Origin of the sequence: Mycobacterium sp. PSTR-4-N, from assembly GCF_022348085.1 — a bacterium.
Classification (GTDB): Bacteria; Actinomycetota; Actinomycetes; order Mycobacteriales; family Mycobacteriaceae; genus Mycobacterium.
The window spans coordinates 1-18908 of the sequence record NZ_JAKRFN010000013.1; the positions used below are offsets into that span (position 1 = coordinate 1).

Here is an 18908-nt window from a genome sequence, read left to right on the forward strand (position 1 = left end):
GCATGGCGGCCAACGCCTCCCGCTGAGGCGGGGGCAGAGTGTCGTACTGGGACTTGACGACGGCGATCTGCACCTGCAGTTGGCTTTGCTTGGACTGCAGATCAGCGCGCACCGCGGCGGCCTGTTCCGCGGCGGTCTTGGCCTCCGACGCCGACACCGCGGACGCCTTCTCCGCGGCCTCCGCTTGCTTACCCACCTCGAGATAGCGCGACATCTGCGCCGACATCTCATGCGCCATCACCCGCTGGATCGACAGCTGGTCGATCAGGCCCTGTGGCGAGGATGCGGTCAGCATGGCCTGGAAGCCCGACGGCCGCCCACCCATGTACTGGGCGGCGGCCAGATCGTTCACCTTGCGCTGGAAGTCGGCGAGCTCGGCCTTCGCGGAGTCCACGGCCGCAACATCGTTGGCGTGCTTGACTTCTGCCGCCTGCTGGATCTCCAGCTTCTTGTTCAGGTCGAGTTGCGCGGAGTGCATGGCCTCCGTCGTCTGCTCGGCCTGGCGCGACAGCTCGTTGAGCTTGGCCAGCGCATCGCTGGCCGGGTCGGCGTGCCCGGCTCCGGCGGCCAGGGCGCCGACGACGGCCACCGAGGCCAAGGCACTGATTGCGGGTCGCCAGAAACGGCTGATGCTCCGATGCGCGCGGTCGAGCGTCAAGATTTATGCGTCCTTCAACTGCCGTAACGAGCTGCCTTGAACTCTCTTAGGTCTCAGATAGGTTACGAAACGGCATCGGCCTTGTCCAACAGGAGACGCAAATTTAACAGGTGCTCCTGTGAAGGATGGGACGACGGTGACGCCAAGTGTCGTCAGGCAACGCCGGGCGTGCCCCGCCGATGTAACGGGACGAGCCTCAACCGCGGCGCCAGGCCCACGTCGGCCAGCACTTCCAATGCACGCTGCTCGTCCACCAGCAAATTTTCGGGAATTCCGAGGAGCACGCTGACTACGCAGTCCTGGCAGCCCGGACCGCGTACCGCGCAGTCGTCACAATCGATGGTGACCGTCCCGGAATCGGCGCCGGAATCGCCGTAACCCTCGTCCTGTCGTGCCTGGTCATGTGGCTCGTGATGACGCATGCCCTGTCCTCTCGTCGCAGTCGAGGGCACGGTATCGACAGCGACCGACAAGTCGGCGCGCTCGAACGCGCGTGGCTGCGCGGCACTTGTCGGCCCGTCGTCCTACGGTCGGCGCATGGGTCAGCTGAGCTTCGCCGATGTCGATCCGGCGGCTGACCTGACGCTGCGGGAGACCACCTTCGTCGTCGTCGACCTGGAGACCACGGGAGGGCGATCCAGCGGCGAGCGACACGACCAGATCACCGAGATCGGCGCGGTGAAGGTGCGCGGGGGCGAGATTCTCGGTGAGTTCGCGACGCTGGTCGACCCGGGCCGGGCCATCCCGCCCCAGATCGTGGCGCTGACCGGCATCACGACCGCGATGGTCTACGACGCGCCGCGTATCGAGGAGGTCCTGCCGGCGTTCCTCGAGTTCGCACGCGGGGCGGTGCTGGTCGCCCACAACGCGGGCTTCGACGTCGGGTTCCTGCGCGCCGCCGCCGAACGCAACCACATCCCGTGGCCCAAGCCGCCGGTGCTGTGCACGGTGCGGCTGGCACGCCGGGTGCTGACCCGCGACGAGGCGCCCAGCGTGCGTCTCTCGGCGCTGGCGCAGCTGTTCGGGGCGGCCACCACGCCCAACCACCGGGCGCTGGCCGATGCGCGGGCCACGGTCGACGTGCTGCACGGCCTGATCGAGCGCGTCGGCAATCAGGGCGTACAGACCTACACCGAGCTGCGGTCCTACCTGCCCGATGTGACCCCGGCCCAACGCCGCAACCGCCGCCTGGCCACGACGGTGCCGCACGCCCCCGGGGTGTACCTGTTCCGCGGCCCCTCGGACGAGGTGCTCTACGTGGGCACCGCGAAGGACCTGCGGCGCCGGGTGAGCCAGTACTTCACCGGGGCGGACCCGCGCACCCGGATGAAGGAGATGGCGTCGCTGGCCACCGGCATCGACCACGTCGAGTGCGCTCACGATCTCGAGGCCGGTGTGCGCGAGCTGCGCCTGCTGGCTGCGCACGCACCCCCGTACAACCGCCGCTCCAAGTTCCCGCACCGCTGGTGGTGGGTCTCCCTCACCGACGAGACGTTCCCGCGCTTCTCCGCGGTACGCAGCCCCCGCAGCGACATCGCGCTCGGTCCGTTCCGCGCCCGGGCCGACGCACTCGATGCCGCCGCGCTGATCGCCCGGTTCACCGGAATCCGGACCTGCACCAAGCGGCTCTCCCGCAGCGCCGTGCACGGGCCGGCGTGTCCGGACGTCGAGGTCTCCCCCTGCCCTGCCGTGCGCGGAATCAGTGCGCAGGACTACGCCGTCGCGGTCGATGCCGCGCACGCGCTGATCGACGGCCGCAGCGCAGAGGCGCTGCGCGCGATCCTCGCCCACATCGACGATCTGGCGCAGCGACACCGCTACGAGACGGCAGCCCGGATGCGGGACCGGGCGTCAGCGGCGATCGACGTGCTGTGGCGCGGTCAGCGGCTGCGCGCGCTGTCGGTGATCGGGGAGCTCGTCGCGGCACGACCCGACGGTGAGCGTGGCTGGCACCTGGCCGTGATCCGGCACGGCCAGCTCGCCGCCGCGGGCGTGGCCCCCCGCGGGGTGCCACCGATGCCGGTCGTCGACGCGCTGTGCGCGGCCGCCCAGACGGTGCTGCCCAGCGCCGCGCCGCACGGCGGCGCCCTGATCGAGGAGATCGCGCTCATCGCGCGATGGCTGACCCACCCCGGCGTGCGGATCGTGCGCGCCGGCTCCGAATCCGATGCGGGCTACTGCTCACCGATCGGCGCCGCGGGACGGTGGGCAGGCTGGGCCGCGTCGGCCCGCTCGGCCCGGGTGGCGGCCGAGCAGCTCGACGAGCAGGTGGCCGCCTCAGAACTCCTGGGTGAACCGAGCCCAACGCGCGAGCAGCTGTTCGGCCGCCCCGGAGTCGATCGCCTCCGTGGCCCGCGCGAGCCCGGACTCCCACGCCGGAACCCACTTGGCGTCGCTGGATAGCCCCGCATGGGACACCAGGGCGCCTGCGGCGTTGAGCAATACGGCGTCGCGCACCGGACCCGTCGCTCCGCCGAGCACCGCGCGGGCTTCGGCGGCGTTCGACTCGGCGTCACCACCGACCAGCTCCGAGATGTGCGCGCGGGCGAAGCCGAACGCGGCAGGGTCGAACCGCAGCCGGTCCACGGTGCCCGCCTGGACCCGCCAGATGGTGCTCGTGGTCGTCGTCGTCAACTCGTCGAGGCCGTCGTCGCCGTGCACCACCAGCACGCTGGAGCCGCGGGTGGCGAACACCTCCGCCATCACCTCGGCCAATTCTCCCCACGCGCAGCCGATCAAACCGGCACGCGGTCCCGCCGGGTTGGTCAGCGGTCCGAGCAGGTTGAAGACCGTCGGGACGCCGATCTCGCGCCGTGCCACCCCGGCGTGCCGGTAGGACGGATGGAACTGCGGCGCGAACGCGAATCCGATGCCCACCTCGGCGACACAGCGCGCGACCTCCTCCGGCCCCAGGTCGATACGCACCCCGAGGGCCTCGAGTGTGTCGGCGCCGCCGGACAGCGACGTCGCCGCCCGATTGCCGTGCTTGACCACCTTGACCCCCGCAGCGGCCACGACGATCGACGCCATGGTCGACAGGTTCACGGTGTTCGCGCCGTCGCCCCCGGTGCCCACCACGTCGACGGTGTCGGTGCCGATGGTCTCGGTGGGCACGCGGTGCGCGTGCTTGAGCATGATGTCGGCGAGCTCACCCACCTCCGCCGAGGTGGGCCGCTTCATCTTCATCGACACGCCGAAGCCGGCGATCTGCGCGGGCGTGGCGGCGCCGGTCATGATCTCGTCCATCGCCCACGCCGCCTGCCCCGGCAGGAGCGACTGGTTGGTGGTCAGGCGGCCGAGGATCACCGACCATGTCGGAGCGGCCACAGACGGGTCGTGCGCAGCGGGAGCAGGAGTCACGACGCGATTATGACGAATTGCTCGACCCGGGTGGAGTTAGACAACTACAAAGCGTCATACTTGCAGCTGTGACGAGCGCTGTAGGGACTTCGGGAACCGCCATCACGTCGCGAGTGCATTCGCTGAACCGTCCGAACATGGTCAGTGTTGGCACGATCGTGTGGCTTTCCAGCGAGTTGATGTTCTTTGCTGGCCTGTTCGCGATGTACTTCACGGCCCGCGCCCAGGCCGGCGGTGTGTGGCCGCCGCCCCCGACCGAGTTGAACCTCGCGCTCGCGGTACCGGTGACACTGGTGCTGATCGCCTCGTCGTTCACCTGCCAGATGGGCGTGTTCGCGGCCGAGCGCGGCGACGTGTTCGGGCTGCGTCGCTGGTACCTGCTGACGTTCGCGATGGGTCTGTTCTTCGTCTGCGGCCAGGGCTACGAGTACTACCACCTGGTGCACGAGGGCACGACGATCCCGGGAAGCGCCTACGGCACCGTCTTCTACCTGGCGACCGGTTTCCACGGCCTGCACGTGATCGGCGGTCTGGTGGCGTTCATCCTGCTGCTGCTGCGCACCCGGATGAGCAAGTTCACCCCGGCGCAGGCCACCGCCGCGATCGTGGTCTCGTACTACTGGCACTTCGTCGACATCGTCTGGATCGCCCTGTTCGCCGTCATCTACTTCGTCCGATGACGGATTCGGCGACACAGCCTGGCAGCCCGCAGAAAAGAAGGGGTTCGATGACAAGCAAGTCCAAGCGCCGGTTGCGCCGGCGCGTCTCGGCGGCGCTGCTGCTGCTGATCGGACTGGCAGTGGCCGGTGGTCTGGCGGCCACCTTCACGCCGACGCCGCAGGTCGCGGTGGCCGACGAATCGGCCTCGGCCATGCTGCGCACCGGCGAGCAGCTCTACGACACCGCGTGCATCACCTGCCACGGCGCCAATCTGCAGGGTGTGGCGGACCGCGGCCCGAGCCTCATCGGCGTCGGCGAGGCCGCTGTCTACTTCCAGGTGGCCACCGGCCGGATGCCCGCGATGCGCGGCGAGGCGCAGGCCCAGCGCAAGGAACCGGCGTTCGACGAGGCCCAGATCGACGCGCTGGGGGCCTACATCCAGGCCAACGGCGGCGGCCCCGTCGTGCCGCGCGACGAGAACGGCGCGATCGCCTCGCAGTCGCTGATCGGCAACGACGTGGCCCGCGGCGGCGACCTGTTCCGGCTGAACTGCGCGTCGTGCCACAACTTCACCGGTAAGGGTGGCGCCCTGTCGTCGGGCAAGTACGCACCTGATCTCGGTGACGCGGCGAAGGTGCCCGCACAGGTCTACACCGCGATGCTGACCGGCCCGCAGAACATGCCGAAGTTCTCCGACCGGCAGCTCTCCCCTGACGAGAAGCGCGACATCGTCGCCTATGTCAGGGAAGCGGCCGAGACGCCGTCGCCGGGCGGTCTCGGACTGGGCGGCTTCGGCCCCACGTCCGAGGGCATGGTCGCGTGGATCGTCGGCATGGTGGCCATCATCGCGGCCGCCCTCTGGATCGGAGCACGAGCATGAGTGAAGGTACGGGCGCGGATAAAGGTTCCGACACCCCCGGCCAGTTGGGTACCCCCGGGCAGCCGACCGACGCTGAACTCGCCGAGATGTCCCAGGAGCAGCTGCTCGAACTCGGCGGCAAGCTCGACGGCGTCGAGATCGTCTACAAAGAGCCGCGCTGGCCCGTCCCGGGCACCAAGGCCGAGAAGCGCGCTGAGCGCACCGTCGCGTACTGGCTTCTGCTGGCCGGTGTTTCGGGTCTCGCGCTGCTGCTGATCTTCTTGTTCTGGCCGTGGGAGTACAAGCCGTTCGGCGCCGAGGGCGAGTGGCTGTACGCGCTGGCGACGCCGCTGTACGGCCTGACGTTCGGCCTGTCGGTGCTGTCCATCGGTGTCGGCGCGGTGCTGTTCCAGAAGAAGTTCATCCCCGAGGAGATCTCGATCCAGGAGCGCCACGACGGCGCCTCCCCCGAGCTGCACCGCCGGACCGTCGCCGCCAACCTCGGCGACGCGCTGGAAGGCTCGACACTGAAGCGGCGCAAGCTGATCGGGCTCTCGCTGGGCATCGGGTTCGGCGCGTTCGGGCTCGGCACGCTGGTGGCCTTCCTCGGCGGTCTGATCAAGAACCCGTGGAAGCCCGTGGTGCCGACGGCCGAGGGCATGAAGGCCGTGCTGTGGACGTCGGGGTGGACGCCCCGCTTCACCGGCGAGACCATCTACCTCGCACGCGCCACCGGCCGCCCGGGCGAGTCGCCGTTCGTCAAGATGCGCCCCGAGGACATCGACGCCGGCGGCATGGAGACGGTGTTCCCGTGGCGCGAGTCCGACGGCGACGGCACCACGGTGGAGTCCGAGCACAAGCTCACCGAGATCGCGATGGGCGTGCGCAACCCGGTCATGCTCATCCGCATCCGGCCCGGCGACATGTCGCGAGTGGTCAAGCGCCAGGGCCAGGAGAGCTTCAACTTCGGCGAGCTGTTCGCCTACACGAAGGTGTGCTCCCACCTGGGCTGCCCGGCGTCTCTGTACGAGCAGCAGACCTACCGAATCCTGTGCCCGTGCCACCAATCGCAGTTCGACGCGCTGCACTTCGCCCGGCCCATCTTCGGACCCGCTGCCCGCGCGTTGGCGCAGCTACCGATCACCATCGATCAAGAGGGCTACCTTGTAGCCAACGGTGATTTCATCGAACCCGTCGGACCGGCATTCTGGGAGCGCGAATCATGAGCCCACGACCCAACATGGCCGAGATCGCCGCCAAGCAGGGCGACGCCATCGACTCCCGCTACCACCCGTCGGCAGCGGTACGTCGCCAGCTGAACAAGGTGTTCCCGACCCACTGGTCCTTCCTGCTGGGCGAGATCGCGATGTACAGCTTCATCGTGCTGCTGCTCACCGGCGTCTGGTTGACCCTGTTCTTCGACCCGTCGATGACGCACGTCGTCTACGACGGCGTCTACCAGCCGTTGCGCGGCGTCGGGATGTCCCGGGCATACGAGACGGCCCTCGACATCAGCTTCGAGATCCGCGGCGGCCTGTTCGTCCGGCAGGTGCATCACTGGGCGGCGCTGCTGTTCGCCGCGTCGATCATGGTCCACCTCGCCCGCATCTTCTTCACCGGCGCGTTCCGCCGCCCCCGTGAGGCCAACTGGGTGATCGGCTCGTTGCTGCTGATCCTGGCGATGTTCGAAGGCTTCTTCGGGTACTCGCTGCCCGACGACCTGCTCTCGGGCACCGGCATCCGCGCCGCACTGTCGGGCATCACGATGGGCATCCCCGTCATCGGTACCTGGATGCACTGGGCGCTGTTCGGTGGCGACTTCCCCGGCGAGATCCTCATCCCGCGCCTCTACGCGCTGCACATCCTGCTGATCCCCGGGATCATCCTGGCCCTGATCGGCGTGCACCTGGCGCTGGTGTGGTTCCAGAAGCACACCCAGTTCCCCGGCCCCGGGCGGACCGAGACCAACGTCGTCGGCGTGCGCGTCATGCCGGTGTTCGCGGTCAAGTCCGGCGCGTTCTTCGCGGTCACGGTCGGCATCCTCGGCCTGATGGGCGGTCTGCTGCAGATCAACCCGATCTGGGTGCTGGGGCCGTACAAACCGTCGCAGGTGTCTGCGGGTAGCCAGCCCGACTTCTACATGATGTGGACCGACGGCCTGATCCGACTGTGGCCGGCCTGGGAGTTCTACCCGTTCGGCCACACCATCCCGCAGGGCGTGTGGGTGGCGCTGGGCATGGGTGTGGTGTTCATGCTGCTGATCGCCTACCCGTTCCTGGAGAAGAAGTTCTCCGGCGACGACGCGCACCACAACCTGTTGCAGCGTCCGCGTGACGCACCGACGCGCACCGCGATCGGCGCGGCGGCGATCTCGCTGTACATCGTGCTGACCTTCGCCTGCATGAACGACATCATCGCGCTGAAGTTCCACATCTCGCTGAACGCGACGACGTGGATCGGCCGTATCGGCATGGTGGTGCTCCCGGCGATCGTCTACTACATCGCCTACCGCTGGGCGGTGGCGCTGCAGCGCAGCGACCGCGAGGTGCTCGAGCACGGTATCGAGACGGGCATCATCAAGCGCCTGCCGCACGGTGCCTACATCGAGCTGCACCAGCCGCTGGGCCCCGTCGACGAGCACGGCCACGCCATCCCGCTGGAGTACCAGGGTGCGGCTCTGCCGAAGCGGATGAACAAGCTGGGTTCGGCCGGCGCTCCGGGCACGGGTGGCTTCCTCAGCGCCGACCCGGTGTCCGAGCACCAGGCGCTCACCGAGGCGGCCCACGCGGCCGAGCATCGGGCGATCACGGCGCTGCGTGAACGTGTCAGCCACGAGGGCTCCAACGGGCACAACAGCTCCAACGGGCACGGATCGTCGAACGGCCACTCCAACGGGTCATCCGACAACGGTCATCACTGACCGGCCCCCGCACGACAACGACATCCGCTCCGGCTCCGGCCGGGGCGGATGTTTTTTATGCGTCGGCGTGGCTGCGCAGCTCACGCAGGAAGTAGATCGGGAGGCCGATCATCGCGGCCGTGACGACGCCGGCGGCACCGTAGAACACCCACGAGGTGACGTCGTTGTCGACGGCCATCAGGTAGGTCGCGGTCCCGATCAGCACGTACGCAACGCCCATCGCGGCGCCGATCGAGGCTGCGCAGCGCAACGTCAGCTGTTCCACGACGGGCGACCCGGACGGGCTGGGTGCAGCCGAGACACTCTGGGCCGGAGCGACCGCGCGGATCTTCTCCGTCGGCGCGTCTGCGACCCGCGGTGGAGCGCTCCCCTGCTCACCGGAGGCTGCCGTCGGAGTCGGCTTCGACTCCCGGGGCCCCGCGTCACCGCGCGCATCTCGGCGGGCCCGCAGCAGCAACGGCACGGCGGCGAGGATCACCGCCGCCGACACCCCGATCACGACGTAGAGGAACCAGGGCGTGCCGGAGTCGCCGGACGCGGTGCGGCCGCTACCGAGGTCGACCAGTGCCACCGTCGCGGCGACACCGGCGCCCAATGCGGCGAGCCATGCGGCCGCGCAGCCGCCCAGCAGGACGCGATCCGTGCGGTCCGGGGTGTAGCGGGCAGCGGGTGTCGTCATGTCGGCTAGCAGTTGGTCTGCGCGGCGTTGCCGGTGTTCGAGGACAACACCGTGCCGTCGCTGGTCGTGATCGAGCAGTTGAGCCGACTGACCAGGAACAGGCTCGACGCCTGCACCGAGCCCACCTCGGACTGCGAGATCGGGGTGACGGTCAACGACCACGGGATGTACACGTTGCGTTGGGTGCGGCTGCGCCCCGAGGCGTCGGTGTAGGTCACCGTGATGATGTCGCCGGGCGCCTTGGTGCCGGTCACGGAGTAGGTGACCTGGCGTGGGCCGGCCCGCGTCGTGGTGGGTGGTGGCGGCGGCGCTTCCGTGGTGGTCGGTGGCGGCGGGGGCGGCGGCGCCTCGGTGGGAGCCGGCTCCGGCGGAGGTTCGGTGACCGTCACCGTCTCCGGCGGGGGCGGCGGCGGTTCCTCGGTGCTCGGTGGCGGCGGGGGCGGGGGCGGCGGGGGTGTCGTGGTGGTGATCTCGTCCTGCACCGGCGGCGGAGCGCTGGTGGTCGTCTCCGGCGTCGCGAGGTTGTCGGTGTCGGTGCGTGTCACCAGGACCGACACCGACACCACCAGCGCGATGGCGGCGATGATCGCGACGACACCGACCACCCACGGCCATCGCGGCGGATCGGGGGTCTCGCCGGTGTCGGCTGATGCGTCGTAGCTGTCGTAGTCGTAGAGCGACGATTCGGCGGGGAGGTAGGGAGGGCTGACGAACTGTTCGGATTCCGGGGCGGAGTAGGCCCGCGAGTAGTGGTCGGTCGGACCGGTGCCGGGTGCACTCGCGTCGCTGTCCGGGGCGACACCCGAGACGTCCTGGGTCGGTTCGTCGGCCGAGGACCGGTCACCCGGCTCATCGCCTCTAGGCCCGCTCATGTGCGTCAATCCTTCTCAGCCAGCTTCTCGGGCGCCGATCACCGCCGACGGCGGCTCGCGGTGCGCCGGCAACACTACCCAACTCCGATGTCGTGGAGAGGGGCAGGAAGTCCGTCGCCGGCCAACTCATGCCGGATTGTGACCTTGCCCCGGGCTGCAGCGCCGAACGACGACAGCGGCTAGTGCTTCTCGGGTCCGGTGTGGTACTCGAAGACCAGCCCGGAGACCGTGGTGAGCACGAAGCAGACGCCGGCGACGATGAGCCACGGCAGCCACAGGGCCATGCCGACCGCGGTGACCGAGGCCGACAGCGCGATCATGACCGGCCACCAGCTGTGCGGGCTGTAGAAGCCCAGTTCGCCGGCGCCGTCGGCGATCTCGGCGTCTTCGTAGTCCTCGGGGCGGGTGTCCAACCGGCGGGCGACGAAGCGGAAGAACGTGCCGGTGATCAGCGTCAGGCCCGTCGTGAGGGCGAGCGCCGTGGTACCGGCCCACTCCACTCCGCCCTGGGCGAACAGCGCGGTGAGCACCGCGTACACCACCGTCGCCAGCGCGAAGAACGCCGTGAGGAACTCGAACAACCGGGCTTCGATATGCATCTGCTGTCCTACCTGCTCGCCTGGGGCGCCTGCTCACCGCGGCGCGTGTCGAACGGCTTGGTGGTGGTTGCGACCGGCGACTGGTTGATCGCCTGCAGCGCCTCGGCGTTGGTCTTACCGGCGATGCGCTGATCCATGTAGGCCTTGAAATCGTTGGGCTCGACGACGCGCAGCTCGAAATTCATCATCGCGTGATACGTGCCGCACATCTCGGTGCAGCGGCCCACGAAGGCGCCGGTCTTGTTGATCTCGCTGACCTGGAAGACATTGTCGGAGTTGTTCGCCTTCGGATCCGGCAGCACGTCCCGCTTGAACAGGAACTCCGGCACCCAGAAGCCGTGGATCACATCGGCCGAGGCGATCTGGAACTCGATGCGCTTCCCGGACGGCACCACCAGGACCGGGATCTCGGTCGACGAGCCGAGGGTCTCGACCTTGTCGAAGTTCAGGTAGCTACGGTCCTCGGGGTTGAGGCCGCGGATCGCGCCGACGCGCTCCTCACCGTTCTCGTAGGTGCCCTCCGGCTTGGAGGTCATCGCCTCTTTGCGGGCGTTGTCGGCGCCGTCGTAGGTGAAGGTGCCGTCACTGAAGTCGATCTTCTGGTAGCCGAACTTCCAGTTCCACTGGAATGCCGTGACGTCGACGACGACCTCGGGGTTGGGCTCCTTGTGCAGCATCCGCTCCTGCACGACGACGGTGAAGTAGAAGAGCACCGAGATGATGAGGAACGGGGTGACCGTCAGGGCCAGCTCGAGCGGCATGTTGTAGCCGAACTGGCGGGGCAGTTCCTGGTCGCCCTTCTTCTTGCGGTGGAACACCACGGTCCAGAACAGCAGGACGTAGACGATCGCGCCGACGACCAGCGCGGCGATCATGGAACCGATCCACAGCTCACGGTTGAGGTGCGCTTCGGGGGTGATGCCCTTGGGCCATCCCAGGGCGAGAGCATCGGACCAGCTGCATCCGCTGAGCAGGACTGTCGTCCCTCCCAGGAGCAGGGACAATGCCACCAACTTCAGGCCGCGAGCGGGCACGTTGGCGCCTCCTACCAAGTCGATCGACCGCCGGACGGTCAGACGGCTGCATTGAATACTACGCAGCGTAGACCACGCTTCCCGAGCAGTTCCATGCGACCGGGGCAATGTCAGGAAGTGCCCACCCACGCCGGTCCGAGAGCGCCCGGACGATCAGACATACTGGCGCGGTGTGCGGACTGCTGGCGTTGGTGACCGATCCTGCCCATGACGTCTCCCCCAGCCTCGTCGACGCCGTCTCCGGCGCCAGCCATCTGATGCGTCATCGGGGTCCCGACGAGCCCGGGACCTGGAACGACGACCGCGTGGTGCTCGGCTTCAACCGGCTCTCGATCATCGACATCGCCCACAGCCATCAGCCGTTGCGCTGGGGTCCGGCCGAGGCTCCGCAGCGCTACGCGCTGGTGTTCAACGGTGAGATCTACAACTACCTCGAGCTGAGGGAGGCCCTGGCCGCCGAGCACGGCGCCGTCTTCCACACCGACGGGGACGGCGAGGCCATCGTCGCCGCCTACCACCACTGGGGCGCTGAGGCGCTCACCCGCCTTCGCGGGATGTTCGCGTTCGCGCTGTGGGACACCGTCACCGAGGAGCTGTTCTGCGCCCGCGATCCCTTCGGCATCAAACCGCTGTACATGGCCACCGGCCCGGGCGGCACGGCCGTGGGCAGCGAGAAGAAGTGCCTCCTCGACATGGCCGGGCAGCTCGGTGTCGACCTGAGCATCGACGAGCGCGCCGTGCAGCACTACACCGTGCTGCAGTACGTCCCGGAGCCCGAGACGCTGCAGCGCGGTATCCGGCGGCTCGAATCGGGCAGCTACGCACGGGTGCGGCCGGGCGCGGCACCCGAAGTGACCCGCTACTTCACGCCGCGCTTCGCAGCCGTGCCTTTCGTGGCGGGGCGCGAGCAGTCACGGTACGACGAGATCACCGCGGTGCTCGAGGACTCGGTGGCCAAGCACATGCGTGCCGACGTCACCGTCGGGTCGTTCCTGTCGGGCGGCATCGACTCCACGGCGATCGCGGCACTGGCGATGCGCCACAACCCGCGGCTGATCACGTTCACCACCGGTTTCGAGCGCGCCGGCTTCTCGGAGGTCGACGTCGCGGTCGCGTCGGCCGAGGCGATCGGTGCCCGGCACGTCACCAAGGTGGTCAGCCAGGCCGAGTTCGTCGACGCGCTGCCCGAGATCGTCTGGTATCTGGACGAACCAGTGGCCGACCCGGCGCTGGTGCCGCTGTTCTTCATCGCCCGGGAGGCCCGCAAGCACGTCAAGGTGGTGCTCTCGGGTGAGGGCGCCGACGAACTGTTCGGCGGCTACACGATCTACCGCGAGCCGCTGTCGCTGAAGCCGTTCGACTATCTGCCGCGGGGTGTGCGCAGGTCGGTCGGCCGGATGGCCGGCCCACTGCCCGAGGGGATGCGGGGCAAGAGTCTGCTGCACCGCGGCTCGCTGACGCTCGAGGAGCGCTACTACGGCAATGCGCGCAGTTTCTCCGATGCACAGCTGCGCGCGGTGCTGGCGCGGTTCCGGCCCGAGTGGACGCACACCGATGTGACCGCGCCGGTGTATGCGCAGTCCGTCGGCTGGGACCCGGTCGCGCGGATGCAGCACATCGACCTGTTCACCTGGCTGCGCGGCGACATCCTGGTCAAGGCCGACAAGATGACGATGGCGAACTCGCTGGAGCTGCGGGTGCCGTTCCTCGACCCGGAGGTGTTCGCCGTCGCATCACGCTTGCCCTATGACCAGAAGATCACCCGGTCGACGACCAAGTACGCGCTGCGCAAGGCGCTGGAACCGGTCATCCCCGCCCATGTGCTGCATCGCCCCAAGCTCGGCTTCCCGGTACCCATCCGTCATTGGCTGCGCGCCGGCGAGCTGCTGGACTGGGCGTACGGGATGATCGCGACATCGGGTGCCGGGGATCTGCTCGATCTGTCGGCGGTGCGCGCGATGCTCGACGAACACCGCACGGGCGCCGCCGATCACAGCCGCCGGCTGTGGACGGTGTTGATCTTCATGCTGTGGCACGCGATCTTCATCGAGCACAGCGTGACGCCGACGATCAGCGAGCCGACGTACCCGGTTCAGCTCTAGGCGAGCGCCGAAGCGATCTCGCGGCCGGCGTCGTCGCCGTAGGCATCGGTGAGCCGCGTGATCGCGTCGTCCCGATCCCACGTCCACTCCTGCGGGCCGGGCGCCTCCAGCACCAACGTCGCGACCAGCGAGGCCAGCTGCGCGGCTCGCTCCAGGGACAGGCCGGCGTCACGGCCGGTGAGGAAGCCCGCGCGGAACGCATCGCCGATGCCCGTCGGGTCCTCGCGACGACGCTCCGGCACGACGTCGACGTGGACGAACGTGCCGTCCCGGCCCACCAGGTCGACTCCCTTCTCCCCCAGCGTGGTGACCCGCAGCTGGATCTGCTGCATCACCTCGGCCTCCGACCACCCGGACTTCTGGAGCAGCAGATCCCACTCGTAGTCGTTGGTGAACAGGTAGGTGGCGCCGTCGATCAACCGCCGGATCTCGTCACCCGACAGCCGGGCGAGCTGCTGGCTCGGGTCGGCGGCGAACGCCAGGCCCAGCGAGCGGCATTCCTCGGTGTAGAGGAACATCGCCTCGGGATCGTTCGCCCCGATGATCACCAGATCCGGTGTGCCCGTGCGGGTCACGACATCGGCGAGCTTGATGTTGCGGGATTCCGACATGGCGCCGGGATAGAACGACGCGATCTGCGCCATGTCCTCGTCGGTGGTGCAGACGAAGCGCGCCGTGTAGGCGGACTCCGACACCAGCACCGCATCGCAGTTGACGCCGGCTCCGGTCAGCCACTCGCGGTAGTCGTCGAAGTCGGCGCCGACCGCGCCGATCAGCGTCGGCTGCCCGCCGAGCACGCCCATCGCGTAGGCCATGTTTCCGGCGACCCCGCCGCGGTGCATCACCAGATCGTCGACCAGGAAGCTCAGCGACACCTTCTGCAGGTGGTCGGCCAGCAGCTGCTCGGAGAAGCGGCCGGGGAAGCGCATCAGATGATCGGTGGCGATCGATCCGGTCACGGCAATGGTCACGCAGTCACACCCTTCGTGAAGTCGTCAGACACCCTAGCTGGGCCTCGTCGGCAGGCTCTTCGCCTACCGGAGCAGCCTGCGCACGTGCGCTAACCTGCCTATGAGCCCTCAGTGGGCCACTGTAGAGGCAACACAATCCACACACGCAATCCATCGACCTGCCCGGGAGTTCATGTATGACTGGTCCTTACCCGCCCCACTACGGAGCTGGACCAGCAGGACCGCAGGACTACCCCGGGGGTTACGGACAGTCCCAGCCCCAGCCCTATCCGGACGCGGGCTTCGCCGCCGCCTATCCCGGCGCGCTTCCGCCGCCCGTGCCCTATCCCCCGCGCAGACGGCGCTGGCTGGCGATCGTGGCCGCTGTCGTCGCGGTGCTCGTGGTGGCCGGCGTCGTCACCGCCATCGTCCTGACGCGCGGCTCGGGCGACAGCTCTCCCAGCGGCGCACTGACCGAAGCGTCGGCACGGACCGCGATCCAGGATTATCTCGACGCGCTGTCGGGCGGCGACGCCGAGACGGTGGCGCGACACAGCCTGTGCGGATTGTTCGACGCGGTCAAGGAGCGCCGGTCGGATCTCGCGTTGGCGAGCCTGTCCAGCGACGCATTCCGCAAGCAGTACAGCAGCGCTCAGGTGACCTCGATCGACAAGATGGTCCTCTCGTCGCCGACGCAGGCGCAGGTGCTGTTCACGATGAAGGTGACGCCGCAGAGCCGGTCGTCACGAAACCAGCCCGCCGATGCCGACGAGCAAGCGATCGCGCAGCTGGTCTCGGTCGACAACGACGTGCTGGTGTGCTCCTACCTGCCGCGCACGGCAGGCCAGTACTAGGTCAGTTGAAGGAATCGCCGCAGGCGCACGAGCCGGTGGCGTTGGGGTTGTCGATGGTGAACCCCTGCTTCTCGATCGTGTCGACGAAGTCGATGCTGGCACCCTGCACGTACGGCGCGCTCATCCGGTCCACGGTGAGGTTGACCCCGCCGAACTCGACGGTGAGATCGCCGTCGAGGGTGCGGTCGTCGAAGAACAGGTTGTAACGCAGCCCTGCACAGCCGCCCGGCTGCACCGCGATCCGCAGCGCCAGGTCGTCGCGACCCTCCTGGTCGAGCAGTGCCTTCGCCTTGGACGCCGCGGCCTCGGTCAGGATCACGCCGTGTTGGGTGTCGGTGGCCTGTCCTGCCTGCACTGCCGACTCGTCCTGAACAGTCATGAATACTCCTGTGTGGGATGTTCGTGGGTGAGGCCCGAACGCCGTGACCCCACGCGTTCAACGGTACCTTGTCGCGGCGCTATTCCCCATCTACGTCCAGGTTGCCGCGACCGCGGCGGCCAGGCCGGTGAGCTGCTCGGCGGCGTCGTCGATGGCTCGACGCACGGATCCGGCGTGCTCGGCGACCGCGTGCGCGGCGGCGATGCCGGCCTCGCTGCGTTCGGCGTCAGTCAGCGTCACCTGACCGGCCATGACCAGCACCGGCACGCCCCGCCGGCCCGCTCCCGCTGCCAGTGCGCTGACCACCTTGCCGTGCAGCGACTGGTCGTCGAAGCGGCCCTCACCGGTGATGACCAGGTCCGCGGCGTCCAGATCCGCGTCCAGCCGGGTGTGCGAGGCGATGATCGCCGCTCCGGATTCGCGTCGCGCCCCCAGCGCGAGCAGCGCCGCGCCCAGTCCGCCCGCCGCACCCGCCCCGGGCTCGTCCCGGATCGCTGCGCCCGCGGCGTCCTCCAGCTGCCGGGCCCATGCGGCCAGCCGCTGTTCCAGCAGCTCGACGGTGGCGGGGTCGGCACCCTTCTGCGGTCCGAACACCGCCGCGGCACCGCGCGCGCCGAGCAGCGGATGTTCGACGTCACTGGCGGCGACCAGCTCGACATCGGCCAGCAGCTCGCGGGCGGCGGCCAAGCCGCCGAGCGCCTCGATCATGCCGCGGCCGCCGTCGGTGCTGCCGCTGCCACCGAGCCCGACGACGATGCGGCGTGCGCCCGCATCCAGGGCGGCCGCGATGAGCGCCCCGACCCCGCGGGTGTGGGCGTCGACGGCGGTGCGCACGGTGGGCGTTCCGCCGAGCAGGGCGAGGCCGCACGCCTGGGCGCATTCGATGTAGGCGGTCGCCGGGGGGCCGGGGTCGAACACCCAGTCGGCGTCGACGTCGGCGCTCAACGGACCGCTCACCCGTTCGGTGCGCCGCTCGCCCAGCCGGCTGGCCAGGACGTCGACGAAGCCGGGTCCGCCGTCGGACTGCGGCGCCAGGATCAGCCGGTCCTGCGGGCGCGAGCGGGCCCATCCTGTCGCGACGGCGCGAGCCGCCTCGACGGCAGTGAGGCTGTCGCCGAACGAGTCCGGCGCGATCAGGACGGTCCGGGTCATCGCCCGGTTCGTCTCAGCAGACATCTTCGGAAGATTAAGTCGGTGCCGGAGGTGGCGCACGGCGGGCTACGTCATGCCGGCACCCGCGAAGTAACCTGGCACATGTGAAGCTGCTGGGCCGCAAGAACGACGACTCCGGGGACGATCGGGTCCCCGCCGACGACGACGTCGTGGACGCCGCGCCGAGCGGCCGGGTGACCACCGCGCCCAAGGGCAGACCGACCCCGAAACGCAACGAGGCGAGCCGCCGGCGCGGACCGGTCGCACCGGCGCCGATGACCAGCGCGGAGGCGCGGCGGCGCCGCAAGGAGCTGCGGGGCCCGAAGCTCTCCCGCGAGGAGCGCAAAGCAGAGAAGATCGAGCGCCGCGCCACGATGTCGCAGCGTCGCGAGAAGATGATGGCCGGCGACGATGCCTACCTGCTGCCGCGCGACAAGGGCCCGGTGCGCCGTTATGTGCGCGACCTGGTCGACTCGCGGCGCAACGTGCTCGGCCTGTTCATGCCTTCGGCCCTGGGTCTGATCCTGGTCATGCTGGCGGTGCCCTCGGTCCAGGTGCAGCAGCTGATCTCCCCGGCGATGCTGGTGCTGGTCCTGATCATGATCGTCGACGGCTTCTTCCTGGGCCGCCGGGCGAACCGGCTGGTCGATCAGAAGTTCCCCGGCAACACCGAATCCGGGTGGAAGCTGGGCTTCTACGCCGCCAGCCGTGCGTCGCAGCTGCGGCGGATGCGCGCACCGCGACCGCAGGTCGAGCGCGGCGCGACAATCGACTGACGCCGTCGGTGTCCTACTTCCCCGAGATCGCCGCGCCCGACCCCGACGCAGCCGCCGCCGCGCGGGCCCGGCAGGCGCAGCTGACCAAACCCGCCGGCGCGCTGGGCCGCCTCGAAGACCTGTCGGTCTGGGTGGCGTCGTGCCAGAACACATGTCCGCCACGACAGTTCGAGCGTGCCCGGGTGGTGGTGTTCGCCGGCGACCACGGGGTCACCGCGGCGGGAGTGTCGGCCTACCCGGCCGAGGTCACGGCGGCGATGATGGCCAACTTCGCCGCCGGTGGTGCCGCGGTCAACGTGCTCGCCGGCCTCGCCGACGCGGGAGTGCGCGTCGTCGACATCGCGGTCGACACCGAGGAGCCGCTGTCGCCGGATGCCGGCGAGCACAAGGTGCGTCGCTCGAGCGGCAACATCGCGGTCGAGGACGCGCTGAGCCCCGACGAGGTGGTCGCCGCCATCGAGGTGGGCCGGCGCATCGCCGACGACGAGGTCGACGCGGGTGCGGACCTGCTGATCGCGGGCGACATGGGGATCGGCAACACCACCCCGGCCACCACGTTGGTGGCGGCGCTGATCGGGGCCGAACCGGTGGCGGTGGTGGGGCGGGGCACCGGCATCGACGACGAGGGTTGGAAGCGCAAGACCGCCGCGATCCGCGATGCGCTCTACCGCACCAAGCGGCTGTCGGCGGATCCGGTTGCGCTGCTTCGCATCTGCGGCGGCGCCGATCTCGCGGCGATGACGGGGTTCTGTGCTCAGGCCGCACTTCGCCGCACCCCGGTGCTGCTCGACGGCGTGGTGGTGACCGCGGCGGCGTTGGCCGCCGAGCGGCTGGCGCCGGGCGCGCGGCTGTGGTGGCAGGCCGGGCACCGGTCCACCGAGCCCGCGCACGGGATGGCGCTCGATGAGCTTTCGCTGACGCCCATCGTCGATCTCGGGATGCGCCTCGGCGAGGGTTCCGGTGCCCTGGTCGCGCTGCCGGTGCTGCGCGCCGCCGTCGCCACGCTCGCGTCGATGGCCACCTTCGAAGAGGCCGGGATCTCCGGGGGCTGACC

General features: G+C 69.3%; 17 protein-coding genes and 2 pseudogenes. 9 read left to right on the forward strand and 10 right to left on the reverse strand.

Annotation, left to right across the window (positions count from 1 at the left end; translation table 11 throughout):
• A pseudogene (locus tag MHN84_RS17530) lies at positions 1 to 658 on the reverse strand (endopeptidase); the annotation flags it as partial.
• A 152-nt stretch (positions 659 to 810) separates the two neighbouring features.
• Positions 811 to 1080 (reverse strand): hypothetical protein, encoded by a 270-nt coding sequence (locus MHN84_RS17535; RefSeq protein ID WP_241205787.1) that lies wholly within the window; start codon positions 1078 to 1080, stop codon positions 811 to 813.
• A gap of 115 nt (positions 1081 to 1195) precedes the next feature.
• Here MHN84_RS17535 and MHN84_RS17540 point away from each other — a divergent pair.
• Positions 1196 to 2998, forward strand: a pseudogene (locus MHN84_RS17540) (DEDD exonuclease domain-containing protein); the annotation flags it as partial.
• On the opposite strand, the gene trpD reads toward MHN84_RS17540, so the two are convergent.
• Positions 2936 to 4018 carry an anthranilate phosphoribosyltransferase gene (gene trpD / locus MHN84_RS17545; protein ID WP_241205788.1) on the reverse strand — a complete coding sequence of 361 codons (1083 nt, stop codon included), beginning with the start codon at positions 4016 to 4018 and terminating at the stop codon, positions 2936 to 2938. The pseudogene MHN84_RS17540 and the gene trpD overlap by 63 nt on opposite strands.
• A gap of 68 nt (positions 4019 to 4086) precedes the next feature.
• On the opposite strand from trpD, the gene MHN84_RS17550 reads away from it, so the two are divergent.
• Genes MHN84_RS17550 through MHN84_RS17565 form a run of 4 tightly spaced genes read left to right on the forward strand, consistent with a single transcriptional unit; the run spans position 4087 to position 8457 of the window.
• Positions 4087 to 4698, forward strand: a complete 612-nt coding sequence (locus MHN84_RS17550) for a heme-copper oxidase subunit III (RefSeq protein ID WP_241205789.1) — start codon at positions 4087 to 4089, stop codon at positions 4696 to 4698.
• Between the two features lie 47 nt (positions 4699 to 4745).
• The gene (locus tag MHN84_RS17555) at positions 4746 to 5558 is read left to right on the forward strand and encodes a c-type cytochrome (protein WP_241205790.1); all 813 of its coding nucleotides are present in this window, start codon (positions 4746 to 4748) and stop codon (positions 5556 to 5558) included.
• Complete coding sequence (locus MHN84_RS17560) at positions 5555 to 6763, forward strand: ubiquinol-cytochrome c reductase iron-sulfur subunit (RefSeq protein ID WP_241205791.1); 1209 nt, start codon at positions 5555 to 5557, stop codon at positions 6761 to 6763. The genes MHN84_RS17555 and MHN84_RS17560 overlap by 4 nt, the downstream gene beginning before the upstream one ends.
• On the forward strand, positions 6760 to 8457 hold the full coding sequence (locus MHN84_RS17565) for a cytochrome bc complex cytochrome b subunit (RefSeq protein ID WP_241205792.1): 1698 nt from the start codon (positions 6760 to 6762) through the stop codon (positions 8455 to 8457). Before MHN84_RS17560 ends, MHN84_RS17565 begins: the two co-directional genes overlap by 4 nt.
• A 55-nt stretch (positions 8458 to 8512) precedes the next feature.
• Here MHN84_RS17565 and MHN84_RS17570 read toward each other — a convergent pair whose 3' ends face one another.
• From MHN84_RS17570 to MHN84_RS17585, 4 genes are all read right to left on the reverse strand, one after another.
• Positions 8513 to 9136 carry a DUF2561 family protein gene (locus MHN84_RS17570; RefSeq protein ID WP_241205793.1) on the reverse strand — a complete coding sequence of 208 codons (624 nt, stop codon included), beginning with the start codon at positions 9134 to 9136 and terminating at the stop codon, positions 8513 to 8515.
• 5 nt (positions 9137 to 9141) lie between these two features.
• A complete protein-coding gene (locus MHN84_RS17575) occupies positions 9142 to 10008 on the reverse strand; it encodes an MmpS family transport accessory protein (protein WP_241205794.1) in 867 nt (288 codons plus the stop codon).
• A 179-nt stretch (positions 10009 to 10187) separates the two neighbouring features.
• Entirely contained in the window at positions 10188 to 10607 is a 420-nt protein-coding gene (locus tag MHN84_RS17580; protein ID WP_221359466.1) for a cytochrome c oxidase subunit 4, read from the reverse strand.
• A gap of 8 nt (positions 10608 to 10615) precedes the next feature.
• A complete protein-coding gene (locus MHN84_RS17585) occupies positions 10616 to 11698 on the reverse strand; it encodes a cytochrome c oxidase subunit II (RefSeq protein WP_241205912.1) in 1083 nt (360 codons plus the stop codon).
• 113 nt (positions 11699 to 11811) lie between these two features.
• On the opposite strand from MHN84_RS17585, the gene asnB reads away from it, so the two are divergent.
• Positions 11812 to 13743 carry an asparagine synthase (glutamine-hydrolyzing) gene (asnB, locus tag MHN84_RS17590; RefSeq protein ID WP_308192958.1) on the forward strand — a complete coding sequence of 644 codons (1932 nt, stop codon included), beginning with the start codon at positions 11812 to 11814 and terminating at the stop codon, positions 13741 to 13743.
• Here the strand turns inward: asnB and MHN84_RS17595 are convergent.
• On the reverse strand, positions 13740 to 14714 hold the full coding sequence (locus MHN84_RS17595; RefSeq protein ID WP_241205795.1) for a PfkB family carbohydrate kinase: 975 nt from the start codon (positions 14712 to 14714) through the stop codon (positions 13740 to 13742). The two genes, asnB and MHN84_RS17595, sit on opposite strands and share 4 nt — an antisense overlap.
• Positions 14715 to 14890: 176 nt before the next feature.
• Between MHN84_RS17595 and MHN84_RS17600 the strand changes: the two genes are divergently transcribed.
• The gene (locus MHN84_RS17600; protein ID WP_241205796.1) at positions 14891 to 15547 is read left to right on the forward strand and encodes a hypothetical protein; all 657 of its coding nucleotides are present in this window, start codon (positions 14891 to 14893) and stop codon (positions 15545 to 15547) included.
• A 1-nt stretch (position 15548) separates the two neighbouring features.
• Here MHN84_RS17600 and MHN84_RS17605 read toward each other — a convergent pair whose 3' ends face one another.
• Positions 15549 to 15926, reverse strand: coding sequence for an iron-sulfur cluster assembly accessory protein (locus MHN84_RS17605; protein WP_241205797.1), 378 nt, complete (start codon positions 15924 to 15926; stop codon positions 15549 to 15551).
• A 90-nt stretch (positions 15927 to 16016) separates the two neighbouring features.
• Positions 16017 to 17102: a glycerate kinase gene (locus MHN84_RS17610; protein ID WP_241205798.1), complete on the reverse strand. Its 1086-nt coding sequence runs from the start codon at positions 17100 to 17102 to the stop codon at positions 16017 to 16019.
• A gap of 80 nt (positions 17103 to 17182) precedes the next feature.
• On the opposite strand from MHN84_RS17610, the gene MHN84_RS17615 reads away from it, so the two are divergent.
• On the forward strand, positions 17183 to 17854 hold the full coding sequence (locus MHN84_RS17615) for a DUF3043 domain-containing protein (protein ID WP_241205799.1): 672 nt from the start codon (positions 17183 to 17185) through the stop codon (positions 17852 to 17854).
• 8 nt (positions 17855 to 17862) lie between these two features.
• A complete protein-coding gene (gene cobT, locus MHN84_RS17620; RefSeq protein WP_241205800.1) occupies positions 17863 to 18906 on the forward strand; it encodes a nicotinate-nucleotide--dimethylbenzimidazole phosphoribosyltransferase in 1044 nt (347 codons plus the stop codon).
• The last annotated feature ends 2 nt before the right edge of the window (positions 18907 to 18908 follow it).